Raw genomic sequence first — 18,652 nt, 5'->3', positions numbered from 1 at the left:
TTGTTTGAGCGGATTTGAAGAATCGTAAAACGAATAAGTACAAATGCTTAGTGGGACATTGAGGAGCTAAAAGATTAATCCTTCACCAACATAGCTAAGACTTCAAAATGATCCGTGTGGGGGAATAAATCAAATAGCTGCACTTTGGTTAAGTGATAGCCTTGAATATGTTCGAGATCTTTCGCTAAGGTTTGCGGATTACAGCTTGAATAGAGAATGGCCTTAGGGGCAAACTCGCTTAATGACTGGCATAGCGCCTCGCCAATACCGCGCCTCGGCGGATTAACTATGATCAAATCAGGCTTATCGGCAGCGTTTTTACCCTTAGCAAAGTCGGTGGAATCGAGCGCCATAAATTGCACGTTTTCGAGCCCCATCATTTGCGCTGACATTTGCGCGCAGGCAATCGCTTCAGCTTCAATTTCAATCCCTGTGAGGGTAATGTCTTTGGATGCACAGTGCAGTCCGAAACCGCCTACACCACAGAAGAGATCCCATAACGAATGAGGTGAAAACTCGGCAACCCATTCACGGGCAGTTTGATATAACTGCGCCGCAACGTGTGGATTGGTTTGGAAAAAGCTCTTAGGCCGAATGAACAAAGGCACATGATTAAAACGTTCTTCAAGCCTAGTATTCTCAGTTAAAAAAATCTCTTCATCACCCTCAAGTATTGCCATATGAACAGGTTGGATATTGACCGACACCACTTTTATTTGCGGATATTCAGCTAATAATGCAGGTAATTCACGTTCGATACGTTCGATACTATTGGTGGACCGCAGTACAAACCGCAGTAGATATTCACCACGCACTTGGCTGCGGGTCAGCAGAATAAATTTAAGTTCACCCTTGGATCTATCTACCCGATAAGGAGGAAGTCCAGCCTGCTGCACAAAGCGTGTTAAGCGATGTAATAAATCTTGCATATCAGATGGATATAACAAGCAGTCGCAAAGATCTACCGCCTCGCCACTTGGGCCCACAATCCCCAACACAGGCGCATGGGCGGCGCCTAAGGCCACCATTTTAGCTTTATTACGAAAGCCGCTGTCCTCGCCAATTACCGGCGGCTGAAAAATATCGGGTAAATTAGCTGGGATAAAAGGCGCGAGTAGTTGCTGTAAAATTTGAGTTTTAACCGCCACTTGCTGCACCATAGGCTGTTGTATATGCCGGCAAGAAAGGCACTGACCTTGGTTAAAATAACCACATTGCTTGGCGGTATTTACAATAGCAGCATTCACGGCAGATCCTAGATATCAGTAAAAAAGCGCCACACTGTAGCGGTTTTACAGGTAAAAATCACCTTGAAGCATATTCAAATCAGCATCAAGTGCATAATTCACGGCGCACTCAAGATAGGGTGAGTTTATCAACATCAGCAATAGACTGCCGCTTACCTATGGCCTTTTCAATCCATTCAAGCACTTCGGCCGAGGTACTGCGAAACGTCGTTAACTTACCGCCATATAAACTGAGTATTCGCGGATGGGAAATCGATGTTTGCATTAAGGTATCTCGCGGTCGCTCAAAGGCTTGGCTATTTTGCTTAGGCAAGACCCGAATACCACAGAAAGTTTTGGTTATTAGCGCCTTGAGCTCATCAATATCCGGCGTTAGTGGGAAATAATGTTTGTAGATCCCCAGCAGATAATTAATTTCAGATTCGGTCGCCTCAGGCGGCCTATCTAAAGAAGTTAATTCAGTTTCTGTGGTGCCGATTAAGGTTTGACCATACCAAGGCATCACAAATATTACCCGTTTATCGAAGCAAGACTCTAAATACAAGATGCCATCGGGCGCAGGAATATCCAGTAACACATGGGCGCCTTGCACCCAATCGAGTTCAACACCCGCAAGTGGGGGCAAGACTTTGCTTAAAACAGCATTTACCCAAGGACCTGCAGCATTAATCACAAGCTTCGCTTCGGCTTTATGGATTTCGCCCCTGTGGCTAAAACTCAGCTCACAGGTCTCGCGCTTGTGTTCCAGCTCAAGAAATTCAGCCTCGGTATAGACTTCAGCACCCAGTGTCTGTGCGCTACGCGCCACCGCTTGAGTGAGCAATTTATCGTCGGTCTGTGCATCCCAGTACTGAAATACGGCTTTTAATCCAGAGAGTTTTAATCCCTTGAAACGATGCCAATGCACAGCAGGTACTGACACAAATTGGCCTAAAGGATCAAATTCACTCAGCAGTGCATACATACTCAGTCCAGCGCGAATGGTCCAAGGACTGCGCTGACTGTTGTCGTACACGGGAATATAAAAGGGCACAGCTTTAACAAGTGATGGCGCAAGATTGAGTAAATGTCGCCTTTCAAGCAATGATTTGCGGACTAAATTAATTTGTCCGGTTTCTAAATAGCGTAAACCACCGTGGATAAGCTTGCTGGAATTCGCTGAGGTTTGGCCGCCAATTTCGCCCTTTTCAATCAGCAAGGTGGAATAGCCCGCTGCTGCTGCATATTGGGCAATGCCGACACCGCTGATCCCACCGCCAATAATGGCTACATCGAAACAGGCCATAACTTACTCTCGCACCTTCAATAGACGACTGACCCGCTGAGCCTCAAGCATACAACCCATTACACTCAGTCGAACCGCTAATAAGCGTTAATATGTCAATAAGTTAATCTTAGATCAAATCTCGACGATAAGAGTTTAATCAAGACTGGCATGTAATTGCTTAAGTGCTTGATCGCACATAGTCTTTAAGGCTTTTAGTTCGCTCGCCTCGCCGCCGACTTTGCAACGCATCAAATGGGGAATTTCACTTGCCTGTGTTTTGAGGGCAAGCCCCGCTGGCGTTAAGGCCAGCACTCTCACGCGTTCATCCTGTTCGCTACGCCCGCGAGTCACTAATCCTTTAGATTCTAGCCGCTTCAGCAATGGCGTTAACGTGCCTGAATCGAGGAAAAGTTTATCACCTAAGGTTTTGACACTAATCCCCTGCTCTTCCCATAGCACTAGCATGACTAAGTACTGCGGGTAGGTTAGATCTAATTTGTCCAACAAAGGGCGATAGGCACGCACCATAGCATTTGCAGCACTATAAAGTGAGAAGCACACTTGATTCTCAAGACATAAGGTATTCTCTGTGCTGGTATTTTCGGCCATATCGACAGTATTAACACGGGTGTTGGGTTGAGTTGTTGCCATAGGAAGATCCGACAAATTAAATATATTGCGCACAATATACTTGCATTCACGCCAAAGATCGAATTATAGTTTATCGCAATTGAATTGCGCACAATTTAAGTCAATTTACTTAATCCTTAATCTTAAAAGGTCTAATACTATGAAAACACTTTATGAAACACGTGCCACAGCAAAAGCGGGTCGTCAAGGTCAAGTCAGCACTGATGATGGTTTACTGGATGTCGCTTTAGCCTATCCAAAAGCCATGGGCGGTAGCGGTCTTGCCACGAATCCTGAACAACTGTTTGCCGCAGGTTATGCCGCCTGTTTCTCAAACGCCGTTCTGCACGTCGCAAAAATCGGCAAAGTGGATATTACCGAAGCGCCAGTCAGTGCAGTTGTTGGCATAGGTGCTAATGACGCCGGTGGTTTTGCATTAGCGGTTGCCTTAGAAGTCAGCTTAGATTTACCGCAAGAAGCCGCAGAAGCCCTCGTGCGTCACGCACATCAAGTTTGTCCATACTCGAACGCCACGCGCAATAATATCGACGTGAAACTTAGCGTAAATGGCGTAACGCTAGGCTAACCATAACCCATCATCGACAACTGTTGATAACGTCAGAAATAGAGCACCCTCGGGTGCTTTATTCTTTATTAGCCAATAACAGCTCAAGCTGAGAGTGAGTGTGCATCACACCATTTCACAAGGAGATAAACTGGTTTCAGTTCCCAAAAAATTATTATTCGCGAGTTAACTAACACTTCTTAATATCTAATTTAATCAAAATGATTGATTTAAGTAGAGTAAGAGATAATCGAACCGTTTGACGATACTTAAACCCACTCTCTGTGGGAGGCGCTATGACAAAATATCTATCGAAATTATCTCTCTTTTGCTCGCTATTATTCCTCTTTGCCTTTTCTATCCCGAGCTGGGCCGAGACAACACCCTCAAGCTCAGCGGATCGAACGTGGCATTATGTGAATGATCAGGGTGAGCTCAAAATTAAGCTGTATTTCTTTTGGTCAAAAACCTGTCCGCACTGTGCAGAGGCCCATCCCTTCATTGATTCATTACCGCAAAAATACCCTTGGATAGAACTCGAATCCCATAGGGTGTCAGATCCCGGCGTGCAGGATATTTGGCAAAATATCGCCGAAAAAACAAGTACAGAGGCGCGTTCTGTGCCCTATATGGCCAGTTGCGAAAAGGCCATTGTGGGATATTCAAGTGAAGCAGTCACGGGTGAGTTTTTAGTTAATCGACTGAAGAATTGTTATTTATCCCTTGGCGGTAAACTGAGCGACGCTGACCTCCCCACCAAAGGAGCCACCAGCACAACCACAAGCGCTCAAACAGATGCACCGCTCTTTGGCACTTGTGGCACGGATACTGGTGAAGGCACCTGTGATGCCACCAGCTTAAGCGAGCCCGTTGCAGAGCCAGAAGTTCAACCCGTTGAATTACCTTTAGTGGGAGTAGTGACACCTGAGACTATGTCTCTGCCGTTACTCACCTTAGTGCTCGCAGGTGTCGATGCTTTTAACCCTTGTGCCTTCTTTGTGTTGCTATTTTTACTGTCGATAATGGTTAATGCCAAGAGTCGCAGCCGCATGTTACTCGTCGGCGGGATTTTCGTATTCTTCTCCGGCTTTATCTATTTCCTGTTTATGACAGCATGGCTAAACATCTTCCAACTGCTGGGGGCAGGCAGTGATGGCGGTATGATCATTTTAGCGGCGGGTTGTTTAGCTTTGATTGCTGGAGTCATCAATATCAAAGATTACTTCTTTACTAAGGGAGAAGTGACACTATCGATGTCGGCAGAAAATCGTACGAGTCTAATAAAACGCATGGGGAAACTATCCAATTCCAGTAACTTAGGCGCGTTACTCATAGGTTCTACTGTATTAGCTATCCTCGCCAACGCCTATGAATTACTTTGCACCGCAGGCTTCCCAATGATCTACACCAGTGTGCTATCTATGCACAATCTGCCAGACATTGAACGTTATATGTATCTGGTTTTATACAATATTGTATATGTGATCCCGCTGGCTATTATTGTTATCGTTTTCAGTGCGACCTTAGGCAAACGTAAGTTAACCGAAAAAGAAGGCCAAACCCTGAAACTTATGTCAGGCGTGATGATGTTGGGGATGGGTATCGCACTGGTTATTGACCCAACAGCACTGCAAAATGTGAGTCTAGCACTCGGATTGATTTTAGGCTCGCTAGGCGTTACAGCAATAATTGTTATCGGCCGCAAACTGCTCACGGCCAAGGCAAAATAATTGCAAATTGGCAAATTCATGTGTAACGACTAAAGTTAACCTTGGGTTTGCCGATAAAGGGATCCAGCTTACAATTGAGGTTAGTTATGTCAATTTCACTGAATACACAAGCTATCGCACCGAATCTAGAAAATGGTGCAATTGGCGTTAAGGTTGCTCAGTTAGCCAAAGAGCAGCAAAAAGCCGAAGGTCAAATCGCGGTAGATTTAATTGCAGCTGCGGCGCCAAAACCCGTAGGCAATGCAGGCCACAACATCAACACCACGGCCTAATTGTTAGCAATACAAAATCAAAAAAAGCGCTCTGATTATCAGGGCGCTTTTTTTTGTTATTTTCTCTAAAACGTCAGGCGAATTTAAGAAAAAGCGTTACCATTCACGTGCATAATAGTGAATGTCCACACCACAAACGCCAGTGGGATATGCACTAAGGCATAGAAACACTGATCGAGTCGCCCCATTCCTTTTGCTAACAAAATCAAATATAAGTGTAATCCAATCACCAAGGGAAATAGCGCTAACAACGGATAGAGTGCGACAGGATTTGCATCGGAAAATAAGCTGTGACTGAATAAAGCCCACGCCACCATAAAGGCGGTCGTCAACGGCGGCGTTGCAATGCGATATTGCTCTGGATAGGGAAACATCCTACGACCTCTGAGTCTCAATCAATAAATTTACGTTGTAGGTTTTCGCGCAATCAACTGGGCTTTATAACTGCTTTGAGTGGACTGCGGATCACATAATCGACCTTCAAAGTAATGTAAAGATTGCCAGTTAGCAAACACTGATTTGAGTTCATTTTCAGTAAGTAAGAAATCTGGGTTGCGTGGCCGACCTATCTGCGCCTGTTGCATTGTAAAGGTTTCATAAACAATAAGGCCTGTGCTCTTAACCGCCTTAGCAATTTGTGGCAGTAATGGACGATGCAGATAATTAAATACTAAGACAATATCGTACTCTTCAACCGGCAATAATGGTCCTGCCTCTGCTTCTAAATCCCTTTGTAATTTGTAAGCATTAGCCTGATCAATGTGTGACATGGCTGACAAATCTCGATCGATAAAAGTCACTTCAGCCCCTTGCGCTAAAAACCACAAACCATTACGCCCAGAACCGCAAGCGAGATCGAGCACCTTAAGTCCATCGAAGCAACTCAAGTCTAAGTTAGACACAGATGGATTAGGCCAAGCGAACTCTGTGATTAACGCAGCAGGCGTTAAAGTTGACGTATGGGTTACAGACATATCAATTAGCCCTTAATTTCTTTTTTCGAGTCAATTTGCCGACGATGCACAATAGAATAATGCCTGAGCCCTGCAGGGCCATGGGACACGATCACTGACAAAAAAAGTATCACGATTAACAGCTCAGGTTTGTAATGAGCCAGCGGCACAAACAGGCCAAGCAAGCCTATTTTTACTAAAGTTAACACTCCCTTAAGCTGGATCAGCCAGCGCCAATCCCGTGCGATTTCCCACAACATTAATATGCTGCCCGTCGTCATCGCGAGATACCAATAACTCAACCATTGCACTTTATTGACATCTAATAAAATACCACCACCGACACCAACGATCCCTAAAATATGTAATGCCCTTAAACTGGTTTTACTCAAACGTTGAAACCAAAAACGTTTTTCTGATATGCCTTGTTTGTGCATTACAACCCCTTAAGAATCAATTGCGTAACATTTAATTAAAATGATAATATAATTTTATACAATAAAGGCTTTTGAAATAACATTATTTATAGAATATATAAAAATAAGTAAGGCATCTCCTCAATATACAAGATTAAATTATAATATCTATAAAATACAAATAGATAAAACACACCACCAAAGCCATAATTTATGCCTTTTTTATTTTATAAAGTTAAAATCAATCCATTCAATATGTTAACTCACGCATGTTATACCGTATTGAAGCAGTGATTAGTCTCAACTTCATTAATATTTCCCATCCGATTGCACATTTTAAATATGTTATTTTCGCTGTAACAAAGGTTATGTGATCTGAACACACATATACCTCTTTAGATAGTGCTAAATTTGCAAATGGAGAATGCTCTAACAGTGCGTGAGCTGCGTAAAAAATAAATATCACGCCACGATGAATAACCCTTATTAAGTAGATGAATGTACGGCGGAGGAACTATCATGTTCACAAGAAAGATTCAAAAAACAGCACTAGCCATGCTGATCTCTGGCGCTATGGCAGGTACTGCCTATGCAGCACCAGAAGTGCTAGCCGATTTTCACGGTGAAATGGGTAGCTGCGACAGCTGCCACGTATCAGACAAAGGTGGCGTCACCAACGACAACCTTACCCATGAAAATGCTCAGTGTGTTAGCTGCCACGGTGATTTAAAAGAACTGGCCGCCGCTGCACCTAAAGATAAAGTATCACCCCATAAATCTCACCTAATTGGCGAAATTGCTTGTACTAGCTGCCATAAAGGTCATGAAAAATCAGTCACCTATTGCGATGCTTGTCACAGCTTCGGCTTCGATATGCCTTACGGTGGTAAGTGGGAACGTAAGTTTGTGCCTGTTGATGCAGACAAAGCTGCTCAAGATAAAGCCATTGCCGCTGGCGCAAAAGAAACCACTGATGTCGTGATCATAGGTTCAGGTGGTGCAGGTCTTGCTGCAGCCGTTTCAGCCCGTGATGCAGGCGCTAAAGTTATCCTGCTTGAAAAAGAACCTATCCCAGGCGGAAACACTAAACTTGCTGCTGGCGGTATGAACGCTGCAGAAACTAAGCCACAGGCTAAACTAGGTATCGCAGACAAGAAACAAATCATGATCGACGACACCATGAAAGGTGGTCGCAATATTAACGATCCTGAATTAGTCAAAACCTTAGCCAACAACTCATCAGACTCTATCGATTGGTTAACCTCTATGGGTGCCGATATGACTGACGTAGGTCGTATGGGTGGCGCAAGTGTTAACCGTAGTCACCGTCCAACAGGCGGCGCTGGCGTGGGTGCACACGTAGCACAAGTTCTATGGGACAATGCAGTGAAACGTGGTACTGACATCCGCTTAAACAGCCGTGTAGTACGTATTCTTGAAGATGCGAGCGGTAAAATTACCGGCGTATTGGTGAAGGGTGAATACACAGGTTATTACGTGGTCAAAGCTGACGCTGTCGTTATCGCAGCGGGTGGTTTTGCGAAAAATAACGATCGTGTAGCTAAATATGATCCTAAGTTAAAAGGCTTTAAAGCGACTAACCACCCAGGTGCAACAGGTGATGGCTTAGACGTGGCATTGCAAGCGGGTGCTGCAACTCGCGACTTAGAGTTTATTCAAGCTCACCCAACTTATTCACCTGCTGGTGGCGTGATGATCACCGAAGCGGTACGTGGTAACGGTGCGATTGTGGTTAACCGTGAAGGTAACCGCTTTATGAACGAAATCACCACCCGTGACAAAGCGTCTGCCGCGATTCTGCAACAAAAAGGCGAAAGTGCTTATTTGGTATTCGATGACTCTATCCGTAAGAGCTTAAAAGCCATCGAAGGCTATGTGCACCTGAACATTGTTAAAGAAGGCAAAACAATTGAAGATCTGGCTAAACAGTTAGATATTCCAGCAGCCGAACTCGCTAAAACAGTGAAAGCTTATAATGGCTTTGTTAAATCAGGTAAAGATGCTCAATTTGAACGTCCTGATTTACCACGTGAATTAGTTGTTGCACCTTTCTACGCTCTCGAAATCGCGCCAGCAGTTCACCACACTATGGGTGGTGTTGTGATCGATACTAAAGCCGAAGTGAAGAGTGAAAAAACGGGCAAGCCTATTGATGGTTTATATGCAGCAGGTGAAGTCACAGGTGGCGTTCACGGTGCTAACCGCTTAGGTGGTAATGCTATTTCCGATATCGTTACTTATGGCCGTATCGCGGGTGCATCTGCAGCTAAATACGCTAAAGACAAAAAGTAAAATGCAATAACGGAGGGTTAAAGGACTAACCCTCAGCTCATATAGTACGACTTTCAATATGAGAGCCCTAGCTTGAACACTTCAAGTAAAAGCAGTCAATCAATAAGCGAGCCGTCAGGGGCTCGCTTTTTTTATTCCCAATTGATGATAAAGCTCACTCTTTTAACGGGGAATTTTCTAAGGCTAAGGACAAAAAGCCCTAACTCACTTACACTCTTTGCCAGATAATTACATCAGCAAACCCGTTAGGTGACTGAAATGAGAATTGGATTTTTTAGCGCAAAACATTACGACATGCAGCACTTTAACCGCACAAATGCTGCGTTTGGTGCACAAATTGAGTACTTCGATTATCGTCTCTGCATGCAAACAGTGAAGCTTGCCGAAGGTTTTGAAATTGTCTGCGCCTTCGTCAACGATTCACTCTGTGAAGAAGTTCTGGTCGAACTCGCTAAGGGTGGCACAAAAATTATCGCCATGCGCTGCGCTGGCTTTAACAACGTCGATTTAGTTGCCGCTAAACGCTTAGGCATGCAAGTCGTTAACGTACCAGCTTATTCTCCTGAATCCGTGGCCGAACATACAGTCGCACTGATGTTGACACTGAATCGAAAAATCCACAAAGCTTACCAACGCACCCGCGATGCCAACTTCTCCCTCGAAGGCTTAGTCGGCTTTAACATGTTCGGCAAAACCGTCGGCGTGATTGGTACAGGTAAAATCGGCGTAGCAACCATCAAGGTATTACTCGGTTTTGGCTGTAAAGTCATTGCCTTCGATCCCTTTATCAATCCGGCTGTCATCGCACTGAATGTTGAATATCAAGATCTCGACTCTATTTATGCAAACAGCGATATCATCAGCTTGCATTGCCCGTTGACCGCGGATAACCGTCACTTACTAAACCAAGCCAGTTTCGCCAAGATGAAACCCGGTGTCATGGTGATCAACACCAGCCGCGGTGGTTTACTCAATGCTTTCGACGCAATGGAAGCATTAAAACTGGGGCAAATCGGCTCGCTTGGGCTCGATGTATACGAAAACGAAAAAGGCCTGTTCTTCGAAGATAAATCGAATGAAATTATTCAAGACGATGTATTCCGTCGTTTATCAGCCTGCCATAACGTGATTTTCACGGGTCACCAAGCCTTCCTCACCGAAGAAGCCCTAGGCGCCATTGCCAAAACGACCTTAAGCAATATAAAAGCACTATGTGCCGGTGAACTCTCAGGTAACGAATTGTTTTAACTGACAGATAAAATCCTGACTGCTAAAGTGAGGCTTCAACGTTTGAAGCCTCATAGAGGAATATAAATATGTTAGTGACTCAGGAAATTCAGGATATCTCCACGCCTTCAGGGCTAATGCGCACCTATATCTATCGCCCAGAAGCACAGGGAATATTCCCAAGTATCATCTTTTATTCCGAGATATTTCAGCAAACTGCGCCCATCGCCCGCACCGCCACTATTCTTGCTGGCCACGGTTTTGTGGTGTTAGTACCCGAAGTGTTCCATGAACTGAATCCTTTAGGCACTGTGCTGGCCTATGATGAATCAGGTAAAGATAAAGGTAACGCCGATAAATTTGCCAAACCCCTAGAACACCACGATATCGATACCCAAGCACTGATCGATTTTGCCACTCAACAAACTTACTGCAATGGCAAAGTTGGCTCTATGGGCGTGTGTATCGGCGGCCACTTAGCCTACCGCGCCGCACTCAATCCCGCTATTTTAGGTGCATTTTGCCTCTATCCAACCGACATTCATTCCAACACCCTACCCTGCGCTTACGGTAATGACTCATTGAGCCGCAGCGGTGATATTCAAGGGGAATTAGTGTTAGTGTTCGGCAAGCAAGATCCCCACGTATCCGCGGAGGGACGAGTACTAATCCACCAGCAATTAATGGCGCTGAACCGTAACTTCACTTGGCTTGAAGTCAACGCCCAACACGCCTTTATGCGTGATGAAGGCGAACGCTATGATCCCGCACTCGCACTGCAAATGTACCTGCAAGCGGTAGCTTTTTTTCAAAGAGTGCTTCACTAGTTTATAAATTAAACATACAAGATATTAAATACTTAAGGAAAGAGTAAAAATGAAACCCTATAAAAATTTATCCTCAAAAAACTTAGCATTACTATTAATGATTACCCGAGTAACAACCGTTGTTTCGTTATTAGCCGTCGCGCTTTCATTAATTGGCCTAGCGAGTCAGTTTTGGATGACACGGGGATTTAGCCTTAACTTTTGGTCGACAGTGGGCATAGCTACTCTTATCCCCTCTCTACAAGTGCTTTTGGGCTCTGGTATCATAGCTGCTATCATTGCATTTGAAGAATCCTACCGCCAAAAGTCTGAAGCCTTTATCGCCTCGTTAAAATAGCGTTCAGTAATTATCTAAAATACACCTAACGATCTAACTTTTTAAAATCAAATGAATCACTAAAACCTTAACTAATATTATGGTTTTAGTGATTCATCCTTTCATATATTAAACTGCTAGTAAAAAGCAGATAATCACTATTCAGAATATATTTCATCGATAAAGCCATCTAAAACACCTATCTGCAAAAGAGGAAAACCTTCACCCCAAGAAATATCATATCCAATGGAAATGGCATTTGAACCTAGCTTACCAACACCAAGGCTGTATTCATTATTTGCATTAACTTCGATCAGGCATGGCAACAAAAATGTCCAAACATTGGATGAGGAGAGCTCAATATCTGTAGGAACAATGTCAGAAGAGGTAAGGAAATGAATAATCCTAGCAGTTGCATCTTTTCTAATCTGCTCTGCATTATTGATGAGTTTATCGAATGCCTCACATTGGGATACTGTTGGTCCCTCTTTTGTCCCCCAAATACGTATGAGAAAGCCATCCCCTAAATAAGGTATATCTAATTTCCTTTCCCAGATTTTTGATTGACCTTTTCCTGAAATATCACCAAAAGGAAAAATGGTTATTGACTTTACAAACATGCGAACTCCAAATAACTAAGGTTGCCAACCATGGTCAGATCTATCAAGTTTTTTCAAAATTATATACACGTATTACTCTGACTGTTCTCAATTACAAAGCAGTCATTATCTCCTTTAATTTTCGTGAATATTTTTTGCTGCCTGGTACTCTTATTTTTTTAAGATAACGTTCTAGTTCATCTTGCTTTTCAATTAAGAGGCAGAACTCAATAATGTATATCACCAAGAAATTTTTATAAAAAGGCAGTGTTGCGATAACATCATCATTGCTCTCTTGCTCATCTGGTGCATCAATAAAAGTATCTATTTTTTTATCGAAGAAACGAGTAAATAGTGGCATGTTCGATGACACTATCTTCTCCATCTCTAAAATAGAAAACTCGGCGGCGTTTATTTTTTGTGCATCATAGGCTAATAACACTTTAGGTAGATCACATTCATTCACATTTACTTTGCTATTCTTTTTTGCATAGACGAGTAATGAACTATAAAGTTCAGTATCAATCAATTTGCCAACATCTTCTTCAATGACCATGTATCTATATCCTTTGTTACTCAGGATCAAACTTCTTTTTGCCTTCGAGTAAGGCCTGACGTTCGGCTAAGGGAGTTTGATCGGCGAGCTTTAACACTGCCTTTTGCAGCATGAGGTTATTAGGATAAGTGATGGTATCGCCGTTATCGCGGTGAATAAGCACATGGAATAAAGCGATTTCGATGATCACGCCGCTAATATCTTCATCCTTATCAACCACTCTAATACGTTCACCGATACGGTAGGGAAACACGAAAAAGATCAGCACGCCAGCGGTTAAATTACTCAATATCGACCATTGAGCAACCAATGCTACGCCCATTACTGCAAAGGCGGATGACACAAATAGCGACACATCCTGATAGCCCAGTCCGAGCGAGACCGCCATCAAGGACAGAGTAATAAAAAACATCACATAGGAAATAAAACGGGTCACTAAACTGGTCCGTGCAACACTCACTTGCTTCATTTGCGCGAGTTTTCTAACCCAATGGGTTAAGGCGCGCTGTAAAAAGATAAACACTGCAAGATAAATACAGGCAAGCAGGATTTGATTTGTCATAATAGCGGCTCAATTAACTAAAACTGTCTGAATTCTAACTTTTTTGCGCGAGCAGTTATAGCCCGTGCAAACAAGCCAAACAGCTAAACCGAGTAATTAATCCAATATGGCCGATTCGACCCTCTTACATGAAACCCAAGACGCACTAGGCCCGATTCGTATAATCGATTATGACGACTCACGGATCTTGTCCTTTGGGGATAACGATGAGCAGAGTAAGATCCTCAAGGCGGCGCCCCATATTCCCCAGCACACTTATGTGCAAGCCATGCTGTTGGTTTTACTGTTTTGTAAGCCCAAGAGCGCTATTGTTTTAGGTTTAGGCGGCGGCTCGATTATTCACTCACTGCGCAATTTCGACGCGGCAATAAAGTTAACAGCGGTGGAATTACGCCCCGCGGTGATTGAGTTAGCTAAGCGCTATTTTCAGCTGCCGATAGGTAAAAAGCTCAATCTTATCAATGATGATGCTATTGCTTTTTTAGCTGCTGGCGATCATAAAAAAGTGGATGTAATTTTTGCCGATATTTACACAGCCAAAGGCGTTGAAACAGGGCAGCTTTCGCCAATATTCCTTGAACAGTGCACTAACCTCATCAAACCCAACGGTTATTTAGTGCTGAACTGCTGGAAAGAACATAGCCAAAATCGCGAGTTGTTAGCCAACTTACAACAACACTTTGCCCATGTGAACGCTTGTCTCACAGGCGGCGGTAATTGGGTGATTTTTGCGAGCCAATCGCCACAGCTTTTAGGCACCTCGGCCCTTAAAAGTAGTGCTCAATCTTTATCGCAACAATTGGGTTTTGCCCTTGATCGATCATTGACACGCTTTGGGCCTTGGATTTAATACTAATATCAGCAAAATAGCGTAAATTAGTTAACCCTAAGGCTGAGCTTTGATATTCTTCTCACACTTCCATGATATGAGCTGTCACCATGAAAAATAAGCACAAATTTATGTTAAGCGTTATGGCTCTGGCGTGCCTTAACTCTCTCAATGCTAACGCCGAAAGTTTTAGTTTTGACACTCGTAGCTCACTGAATTCAGATACATTAGTGCTATTCCAAAGCGCTGATTCTACTACCTATGGGATCGACTTTTTACCTCAGTCGACCCAAGACCAATTAAACCTAGCAACGGCGGATAATATTTTTTCCGGCAAACGGGGGGAAATCCTCGAGATTTTGGTACCCAGCGAAATTGATGCTAAACGGGTCTTACTGGTCGGCATTGGCGATGCAAAAAACTTAACGCCCGATGACATTAATACCATTGGTGGCAATGTTGCGGCCAAACTCGATACGGTTCCCCAAGCTACAGTGCGTGTACTCACCCAAGGCTTAACTGCTGCGCCGCTATTTGCCTCTGAGCTTGCACACGGAATTGAACTACGCAGTTATCGCTACACTCAGTTCAAAGCGAGCCCCCGTGCCGAGAAGAATTACCAAATCGCTGTCGATGATTTAAGTCGCAACCAAAAACACCATAAAAATCTGCAAGCGGTTGAAGCGGGTGTGTTTTTAGCGCGCGATCTGACAAACGCACCTGCAGACATTATGTATCCCGACAGCTTTGCTAACGAAGCCAGAAAACTCAAATCCCTCGGTGTTAAAGTCACGGTATTAGAAGCCAAAGATATCGAACGTCTACAACTGGGCGCCTTAGCTGCTGTAGGTAAAGGCAGCGAGCGCCCACCTAAGTTAGTGGTCGCCCATTGGCCTGGTAGCAAAGACGCGCCAATCGCACTGGTCGGTAAAGGCATCACCTTCGACTCGGGTGGTTACAATATTAAGGCGACAGGTACTTCAATCGCGCGGATGAAGTCAGATATGGCAGGTGCAGCCACAGTGCTTGGCACTATAAAAGCTATGGCGATTCAAAAAGCGCCTGTCAACGTAGTAGCAATTATGCCAATGGCGGAGAACATGGTATCGGGTCATGCAATGATCCCAGGTGATGTGATTAAAACCGCCCAAGGTCTCACCGTTGAAGTGCTCAACACCGATGCCGAAGGTCGCCTAGTGCTGGCCGATGGCCTCTGGTATGCCAGAGAAAATTATAAGCCATCTGTGATTATCGATGTTGCGACACTGACAGGCTCAAAAGTGAGTGCATTAGGCAATGTTTACGCAGGCTTGTTTACCGATTCTGAGCCTTTAGTGCAGCAGCTAACTTATGCAGGTCAACAGGTTGGCGAAAAAGTCTGGCGCTTACCGTTAGATCAAGCCTATGCGGATGAGCTTAAATCCACTATCGCGGATCTCACAAACACAGGTAAAGAAGGCAGCGCGGGTGCTTCCTCTGCGGCCATGTTCTTAAAACGCTTTGCGGGCGAACAGCCTTGGGCACATTTGGATATCGCGGGCAATGCCTTAACCGCCACTGATACCGCTGTTGTGCCTGCGGGTGCAACAGGTTACGGCGTGCGCTTACTCAGCACTTGGTTAACTCAACCCAAAGCACAGAACTAGAACCTAGAACCTAGAACCTAGAACCTCAGTATCTTGTTTTAATTGTATTTACACTTTAAGGGATATCATTGATATCCCTTTTTTATGCTCGAAATTTATCTTATCTCAATCACCAAAGACCAAAGACCAGCCGACTAAACCCAGACTACACCCAATCACGCCAAACCCGCAGCAGTCGTAGAAAAACCGATTGAGTCCGACCTAATCGCATCACCATTCGACTAAACCGATTAGGATAATAGTTTTTATCCGTTATCTTAATTTTAATCGAGTCGGTAATATGCTTCACATCGACAGGACGCAAGCAAATGTCCTCGTTATGAACTTAAGCCATCATCAACTAAATGGAAGCATAAAATGACTCAATCAATTATCAACAGCACAATCAAACCATTCAAAGCCACTGCATTCCACAATGGTGAGTTCGTTCCAGTAACTGAACAAGACCTGTTAGGTAAATGGTCTGTTGTCTTCTTCTACCCAGCAGATTTTACCTTTGTTTGCCCAACTGAATTAGGTGACATGGCTGATCACTACGAAAAACTGCAAGGAATGGGTGTTGAAGTTTACTCAGTATCAACTGACACTCACTTCACTCACAAAGCATGGCATGACACGTCAGACACCATCAAGAAGATCAACTTCCCAATGCTGGCTGACCCAACAGGCACTATCAGCCGTAACTTCGGCGTGATGATTGAAGAAGACGGTTTAGCACTACGTGGTACTTTCGTGATTAACCCAGAAGGCCAAATCAAGGTCAGCGAAGTTCACGATTTAGGCATCGGCCGTAGCGCTCAAGAGCTAGTTCGTAAAATTCAAGCAGCTCAATATGTTGCTACTCACGATGGCGAAGTTTGCCCAGCTAAATGGCAACCTGGTGACGAAACATTAGCACCGTCTTTAGACCTCGTTGGCAAAATCTAATTTAGCCTGCAAAGCCTCAACCCCGCCAGTCTAGCATCCCAAGCTGATTGGCGTTACAGCCGACACAGTTGTAGCGCCACGCAGCAAAGGATTAAGCCCGCCCCTGCAAAGGCCTAGACTGGCCCCCTTACTTCTCCCTTTTAAGCGATTTTGGAGTCATCACATGTTAGATGCGAATTTAAAAAATCAACTGCAAACCTATCTGCAAAACCTCAAGAGACCAGTTGAACTTGTCGTGTCTGCAGATGAAAGTAGAAAGTCTCAAGAATTAAAAAGCTTAGCGCAAGACATTGTCAGCCTATCTTCTCTGGTGAGCCTGAAAGAAGTTCAGGGCGAACGCATCCCGGCGATGACAGTGATTAACCCAGAGCTTAATACGCAAATCAGCTTTGCTGGTCTGCCTATGGGTCACGAATTTACCTCACTCGTGCTGGCATTACTGCACACGGGTGGACACCCAATCAAACTCAGCGATGATATTATTGAGCAGATCCGCAATCTGCCAGGCAAATATGCCTTTGAAACTTACGTCTCACTGACCTGCCAAAACTGCCCAGACGTAGTACAGGCACTGAACATGATGGCGGCCATTAACCCGAAGATCACCAACGTGATGATCGACGGTGCCCTGTTCCAAGAAGAAGTAACCAGCAAAAACATTATGGCTGTGCCTTCTGTCTACTTAAATGGCGAAGTATTTGCCGCCGGCCGTATCAGCATTGGCGAGATCCTCAATAAACTGGATACCAATGCCGCAAGCCGTAAGGCCGATGAAATTAATGAAAAAGCGCCATTCGAAGTCTTAGTCGTCGGCGGCGGCCCAGCCGGCGCAGCGGCCGCTATTTATGCAGCACGTAAAGGACTTCGCACCGGTATTGTTGCAGACAAGTTTGGCGGACAAGTGGCCGAAACCGTCGGTATCGAGAACTTTATTTCGGTCAAAGCGACCGAAGGTCCAAAACTAGTGGCAAACCTTGAAGCCCATGTACGAGACTACGAAGTTGACATCATGGACAACCAAAAAGCTTTGTCATTGACGACTGACGGTTTGTTCGAGCTTGAACTGGCAAGCGGCGCTAAATTACGTAGCCGTACCGTATTGTTAGCCACAGGTGCCCGCTGGCGTGAAATGAACGTCCCCGGCGAGAAAGAATACCGTGGCAAAGGCGTCGCATACTGCCCACATTGTGATGGCCCGTTATTTAAGGGCAAGCGTGTGGCGGTGATCGGCGGCGGTAACTCAGGTATCGAAGCGGCTATCGATCTTGCGAACATAGTAGAACATGTGACTGTGCTGGAATTTGATAAAACCCTGCGCGCCGACGATGTACTGCAACGTAAAGCGGCTTCTATGGGTAACATTAAAATCATTACCCAAGCCATGACCACTGAAGTGACTGGCGATGGTACTCGGGTTAATGGCCTGAACTACACAGACAGAGCCACTGGCGAGAGTCACCATGTCGCACTTGCAGGTATCTTCGTGCAGATTGGGCTAGTACCGAATGCGGAATGGTTGAAGGGCACGATCGATTTAACCCCAAGGGGCGAGATCATAGTCGATGAGCGCGGGCAAACCTCAGTCCCAGGTATTTTTGCCGCAGGTGATGTCACTAACTCACCTTTCAAGCAAATTATCATTGCCATGGGCAGCGGCGCGACCGCATCACTGGGCGCATTTGATTACTTAATTCGCCACAGCGATGAAGAAACCGCCGCGACCAAAGCCGCTTAAGGCTTCGTCAACAGACATCAAAGCTAACGCAAAAA

At 44.7% G+C, this 18,652-nt stretch carries 20 protein-coding genes; 11 read left to right on the top strand and 9 right to left on the bottom strand.

Annotation, left to right across the window (positions count from 1 at the left end; genetic code table 11):
• Positions 1-74: 74 nt before the first annotated feature.
• The 3 genes from rlmC to ohrR all read right to left on the bottom strand — a co-directional run bounded on the left by rlmC (position 75) and on the right by ohrR (position 3,165).
• Positions 75-1,247 (bottom strand): 23S rRNA (uracil(747)-C(5))-methyltransferase RlmC, encoded by a 1,173-nt coding sequence (rlmC, locus tag L5L91_RS12305; protein WP_263163770.1) that lies wholly within the window; start codon positions 1,245-1,247, stop codon positions 75-77.
• 109 nt (positions 1,248-1,356) lie between these two features.
• A complete protein-coding gene (locus L5L91_RS12300; RefSeq protein WP_263163771.1) occupies positions 1,357-2,532 on the bottom strand; it encodes a glycerol-3-phosphate dehydrogenase/oxidase in 1,176 nt (391 codons plus the stop codon).
• A gap of 135 nt (positions 2,533-2,667) precedes the next feature.
• Entirely contained in the window at positions 2,668-3,165 is a 498-nt protein-coding gene (ohrR, locus tag L5L91_RS12295; RefSeq protein WP_263163773.1) for a hydroperoxide resistance transcriptional regulator OhrR, read from the bottom strand.
• Between the two features lie 139 nt (positions 3,166-3,304).
• Between ohrR and L5L91_RS12290 the strand changes: the two genes are divergently transcribed.
• The 3 genes from L5L91_RS12290 to L5L91_RS12280 all read left to right on the top strand — a co-directional run bounded on the left by L5L91_RS12290 (position 3,305) and on the right by L5L91_RS12280 (position 5,711).
• Positions 3,305-3,730, top strand: a complete 426-nt coding sequence (locus L5L91_RS12290) for an organic hydroperoxide resistance protein (RefSeq protein ID WP_131524696.1) — start codon at positions 3,305-3,307, stop codon at positions 3,728-3,730.
• Positions 3,731-4,005: 275 nt separating this feature from the next.
• Positions 4,006-5,439: a cytochrome C biosynthesis protein gene (locus tag L5L91_RS12285; RefSeq protein WP_131524697.1), complete on the top strand. Its 1,434-nt coding sequence runs from the start codon at positions 4,006-4,008 to the stop codon at positions 5,437-5,439.
• An 86-nt stretch (positions 5,440-5,525) separates the two neighbouring features.
• Positions 5,526-5,711 (top strand): cytoplasmic protein, encoded by a 186-nt coding sequence (locus tag L5L91_RS12280; protein WP_106651481.1) that lies wholly within the window; start codon positions 5,526-5,528, stop codon positions 5,709-5,711.
• A gap of 83 nt (positions 5,712-5,794) precedes the next feature.
• Here L5L91_RS12280 and L5L91_RS12275 read toward each other — a convergent pair whose 3' ends face one another.
• Genes L5L91_RS12275 through L5L91_RS12265 form a run of 3 tightly spaced genes read right to left on the bottom strand, consistent with a single transcriptional unit; the run spans position 5,795 to position 7,101 of the window.
• A complete protein-coding gene (locus tag L5L91_RS12275) occupies positions 5,795-6,085 on the bottom strand; it encodes a hypothetical protein (RefSeq protein ID WP_105250069.1) in 291 nt (96 codons plus the stop codon).
• A gap of 30 nt (positions 6,086-6,115) precedes the next feature.
• Positions 6,116-6,685, bottom strand: a complete 570-nt coding sequence (locus tag L5L91_RS12270; protein ID WP_219254551.1) for a class I SAM-dependent methyltransferase — start codon at positions 6,683-6,685, stop codon at positions 6,116-6,118.
• A 5-nt stretch (positions 6,686-6,690) separates the two neighbouring features.
• The gene (locus L5L91_RS12265; protein ID WP_105250071.1) at positions 6,691-7,101 is read right to left on the bottom strand and encodes a hypothetical protein; all 411 of its coding nucleotides are present in this window, start codon (positions 7,099-7,101) and stop codon (positions 6,691-6,693) included.
• Between the two features lie 498 nt (positions 7,102-7,599).
• On the opposite strand from L5L91_RS12265, the gene fccA reads away from it, so the two are divergent.
• From fccA to L5L91_RS12245, 4 genes are all read left to right on the top strand, one after another.
• Positions 7,600-9,393 carry a fumarate reductase flavoprotein subunit FccA gene (gene fccA, locus L5L91_RS12260; RefSeq protein ID WP_113939829.1) on the top strand — a complete coding sequence of 598 codons (1,794 nt, stop codon included), beginning with the start codon at positions 7,600-7,602 and terminating at the stop codon, positions 9,391-9,393.
• 258 nt (positions 9,394-9,651) lie between these two features.
• The gene (locus L5L91_RS12255) at positions 9,652-10,641 is read left to right on the top strand and encodes a 2-hydroxyacid dehydrogenase (protein WP_105250073.1); all 990 of its coding nucleotides are present in this window, start codon (positions 9,652-9,654) and stop codon (positions 10,639-10,641) included.
• Between the two features lie 68 nt (positions 10,642-10,709).
• Entirely contained in the window at positions 10,710-11,447 is a 738-nt protein-coding gene (locus L5L91_RS12250; protein ID WP_263236703.1) for a dienelactone hydrolase family protein, read from the top strand.
• A gap of 49 nt (positions 11,448-11,496) precedes the next feature.
• On the top strand, positions 11,497-11,784 hold the full coding sequence (locus L5L91_RS12245; RefSeq protein ID WP_263236701.1) for a hypothetical protein: 288 nt from the start codon (positions 11,497-11,499) through the stop codon (positions 11,782-11,784).
• A gap of 137 nt (positions 11,785-11,921) precedes the next feature.
• Here L5L91_RS12245 and L5L91_RS12240 read toward each other — a convergent pair whose 3' ends face one another.
• The 3 genes from L5L91_RS12240 to L5L91_RS12230 all read right to left on the bottom strand — a co-directional run bounded on the left by L5L91_RS12240 (position 11,922) and on the right by L5L91_RS12230 (position 13,480).
• On the bottom strand, positions 11,922-12,383 hold the full coding sequence (locus L5L91_RS12240; protein WP_263236698.1) for a hypothetical protein: 462 nt from the start codon (positions 12,381-12,383) through the stop codon (positions 11,922-11,924).
• A 91-nt stretch (positions 12,384-12,474) separates the two neighbouring features.
• Positions 12,475-12,918 (bottom strand): hypothetical protein, encoded by a 444-nt coding sequence (locus L5L91_RS12235; protein ID WP_131525118.1) that lies wholly within the window; start codon positions 12,916-12,918, stop codon positions 12,475-12,477.
• Between the two features lie 16 nt (positions 12,919-12,934).
• Positions 12,935-13,480, bottom strand: a complete 546-nt coding sequence (locus tag L5L91_RS12230; RefSeq protein WP_106651494.1) for a mechanosensitive ion channel family protein — start codon at positions 13,478-13,480, stop codon at positions 12,935-12,937.
• 106 nt (positions 13,481-13,586) lie between these two features.
• Here L5L91_RS12230 and L5L91_RS12225 point away from each other — a divergent pair, with 106 nt between their 5' ends.
• The 4 genes from L5L91_RS12225 (at position 13,587) to ahpF (ending at position 18,617) form a co-directional block, all read left to right on the top strand.
• A complete protein-coding gene (locus tag L5L91_RS12225; RefSeq protein WP_263172487.1) occupies positions 13,587-14,330 on the top strand; it encodes a spermidine synthase in 744 nt (247 codons plus the stop codon).
• An 89-nt stretch (positions 14,331-14,419) separates the two neighbouring features.
• Positions 14,420-15,955: a leucyl aminopeptidase gene (locus L5L91_RS12220; protein WP_263172488.1), complete on the top strand. Its 1,536-nt coding sequence runs from the start codon at positions 14,420-14,422 to the stop codon at positions 15,953-15,955.
• 357 nt (positions 15,956-16,312) lie between these two features.
• The gene (ahpC, locus tag L5L91_RS12215) at positions 16,313-16,882 is read left to right on the top strand and encodes an alkyl hydroperoxide reductase subunit C (RefSeq protein ID WP_105250080.1); all 570 of its coding nucleotides are present in this window, start codon (positions 16,313-16,315) and stop codon (positions 16,880-16,882) included.
• A 163-nt stretch (positions 16,883-17,045) separates the two neighbouring features.
• The gene (gene ahpF / locus L5L91_RS12210) at positions 17,046-18,617 is read left to right on the top strand and encodes an alkyl hydroperoxide reductase subunit F (RefSeq protein WP_263236697.1); all 1,572 of its coding nucleotides are present in this window, start codon (positions 17,046-17,048) and stop codon (positions 18,615-18,617) included.
• Positions 18,618-18,652 lie beyond the last annotated feature (35 nt).

Origin of the sequence: Shewanella sp. SM55 (genome assembly GCF_025654025.1) — a bacterium.
GTDB classification, from domain to species: Bacteria; Pseudomonadota; Gammaproteobacteria; order Enterobacterales; family Shewanellaceae; genus Shewanella; species Shewanella oncorhynchi.
Note: the sequence above shows the minus strand (reverse complement) of the source record. Positions and strands in the feature narration are given on the sequence as shown.

Bases quoted from the DNA above. Each gene is read 5' to 3' on its own strand.
- L5L91_RS12300 (WP_263163771.1), bottom strand. From the start codon at position 2,532: ATGGCCTGTTTCGATGTAGCCATTATTGGCGGTGGGATCAGCGGTGTC.
- ohrR (WP_263163773.1), bottom strand. From the start codon at position 3,165: ATGGCAACAACTCAACCCAACACCCGTGTTAATACTGTCGATATGGCC.
- L5L91_RS12290 (WP_131524696.1), top strand. From the start codon at position 3,305: ATGAAAACACTTTATGAAACACGTGCCACAGCAAAAGCGGGTCGTCAA.
- L5L91_RS12285 (WP_131524697.1), top strand. From the start codon at position 4,006: ATGACAAAATATCTATCGAAATTATCTCTCTTTTGCTCGCTATTATTC.
- L5L91_RS12280 (WP_106651481.1), top strand. From the start codon at position 5,526: ATGTCAATTTCACTGAATACACAAGCTATCGCACCGAATCTAGAAAAT.
- L5L91_RS12275 (WP_105250069.1), bottom strand. From the start codon at position 6,085: ATGTTTCCCTATCCAGAGCAATATCGCATTGCAACGCCGCCGTTGACG.
- L5L91_RS12270 (WP_219254551.1), bottom strand. From the start codon at position 6,685: ATGTCTGTAACCCATACGTCAACTTTAACGCCTGCTGCGTTAATCACA.
- L5L91_RS12265 (WP_105250071.1), bottom strand. From the start codon at position 7,101: ATGCACAAACAAGGCATATCAGAAAAACGTTTTTGGTTTCAACGTTTG.
- fccA (WP_113939829.1), top strand. From the start codon at position 7,600: ATGTTCACAAGAAAGATTCAAAAAACAGCACTAGCCATGCTGATCTCT.
- L5L91_RS12255 (WP_105250073.1), top strand. From the start codon at position 9,652: ATGAGAATTGGATTTTTTAGCGCAAAACATTACGACATGCAGCACTTT.
- L5L91_RS12250 (WP_263236703.1), top strand. From the start codon at position 10,710: ATGTTAGTGACTCAGGAAATTCAGGATATCTCCACGCCTTCAGGGCTA.
- L5L91_RS12245 (WP_263236701.1), top strand. From the start codon at position 11,497: ATGAAACCCTATAAAAATTTATCCTCAAAAAACTTAGCATTACTATTA.
- L5L91_RS12240 (WP_263236698.1), bottom strand. From the start codon at position 12,383: ATGTTTGTAAAGTCAATAACCATTTTTCCTTTTGGTGATATTTCAGGA.
- L5L91_RS12235 (WP_131525118.1), bottom strand. From the start codon at position 12,918: ATGGTCATTGAAGAAGATGTTGGCAAATTGATTGATACTGAACTTTAT.
- L5L91_RS12230 (WP_106651494.1), bottom strand. From the start codon at position 13,480: ATGACAAATCAAATCCTGCTTGCCTGTATTTATCTTGCAGTGTTTATC.
- L5L91_RS12225 (WP_263172487.1), top strand. From the start codon at position 13,587: ATGGCCGATTCGACCCTCTTACATGAAACCCAAGACGCACTAGGCCCG.
- L5L91_RS12220 (WP_263172488.1), top strand. From the start codon at position 14,420: ATGAAAAATAAGCACAAATTTATGTTAAGCGTTATGGCTCTGGCGTGC.
- ahpC (WP_105250080.1), top strand. From the start codon at position 16,313: ATGACTCAATCAATTATCAACAGCACAATCAAACCATTCAAAGCCACT.
- ahpF (WP_263236697.1), top strand. From the start codon at position 17,046: ATGTTAGATGCGAATTTAAAAAATCAACTGCAAACCTATCTGCAAAAC.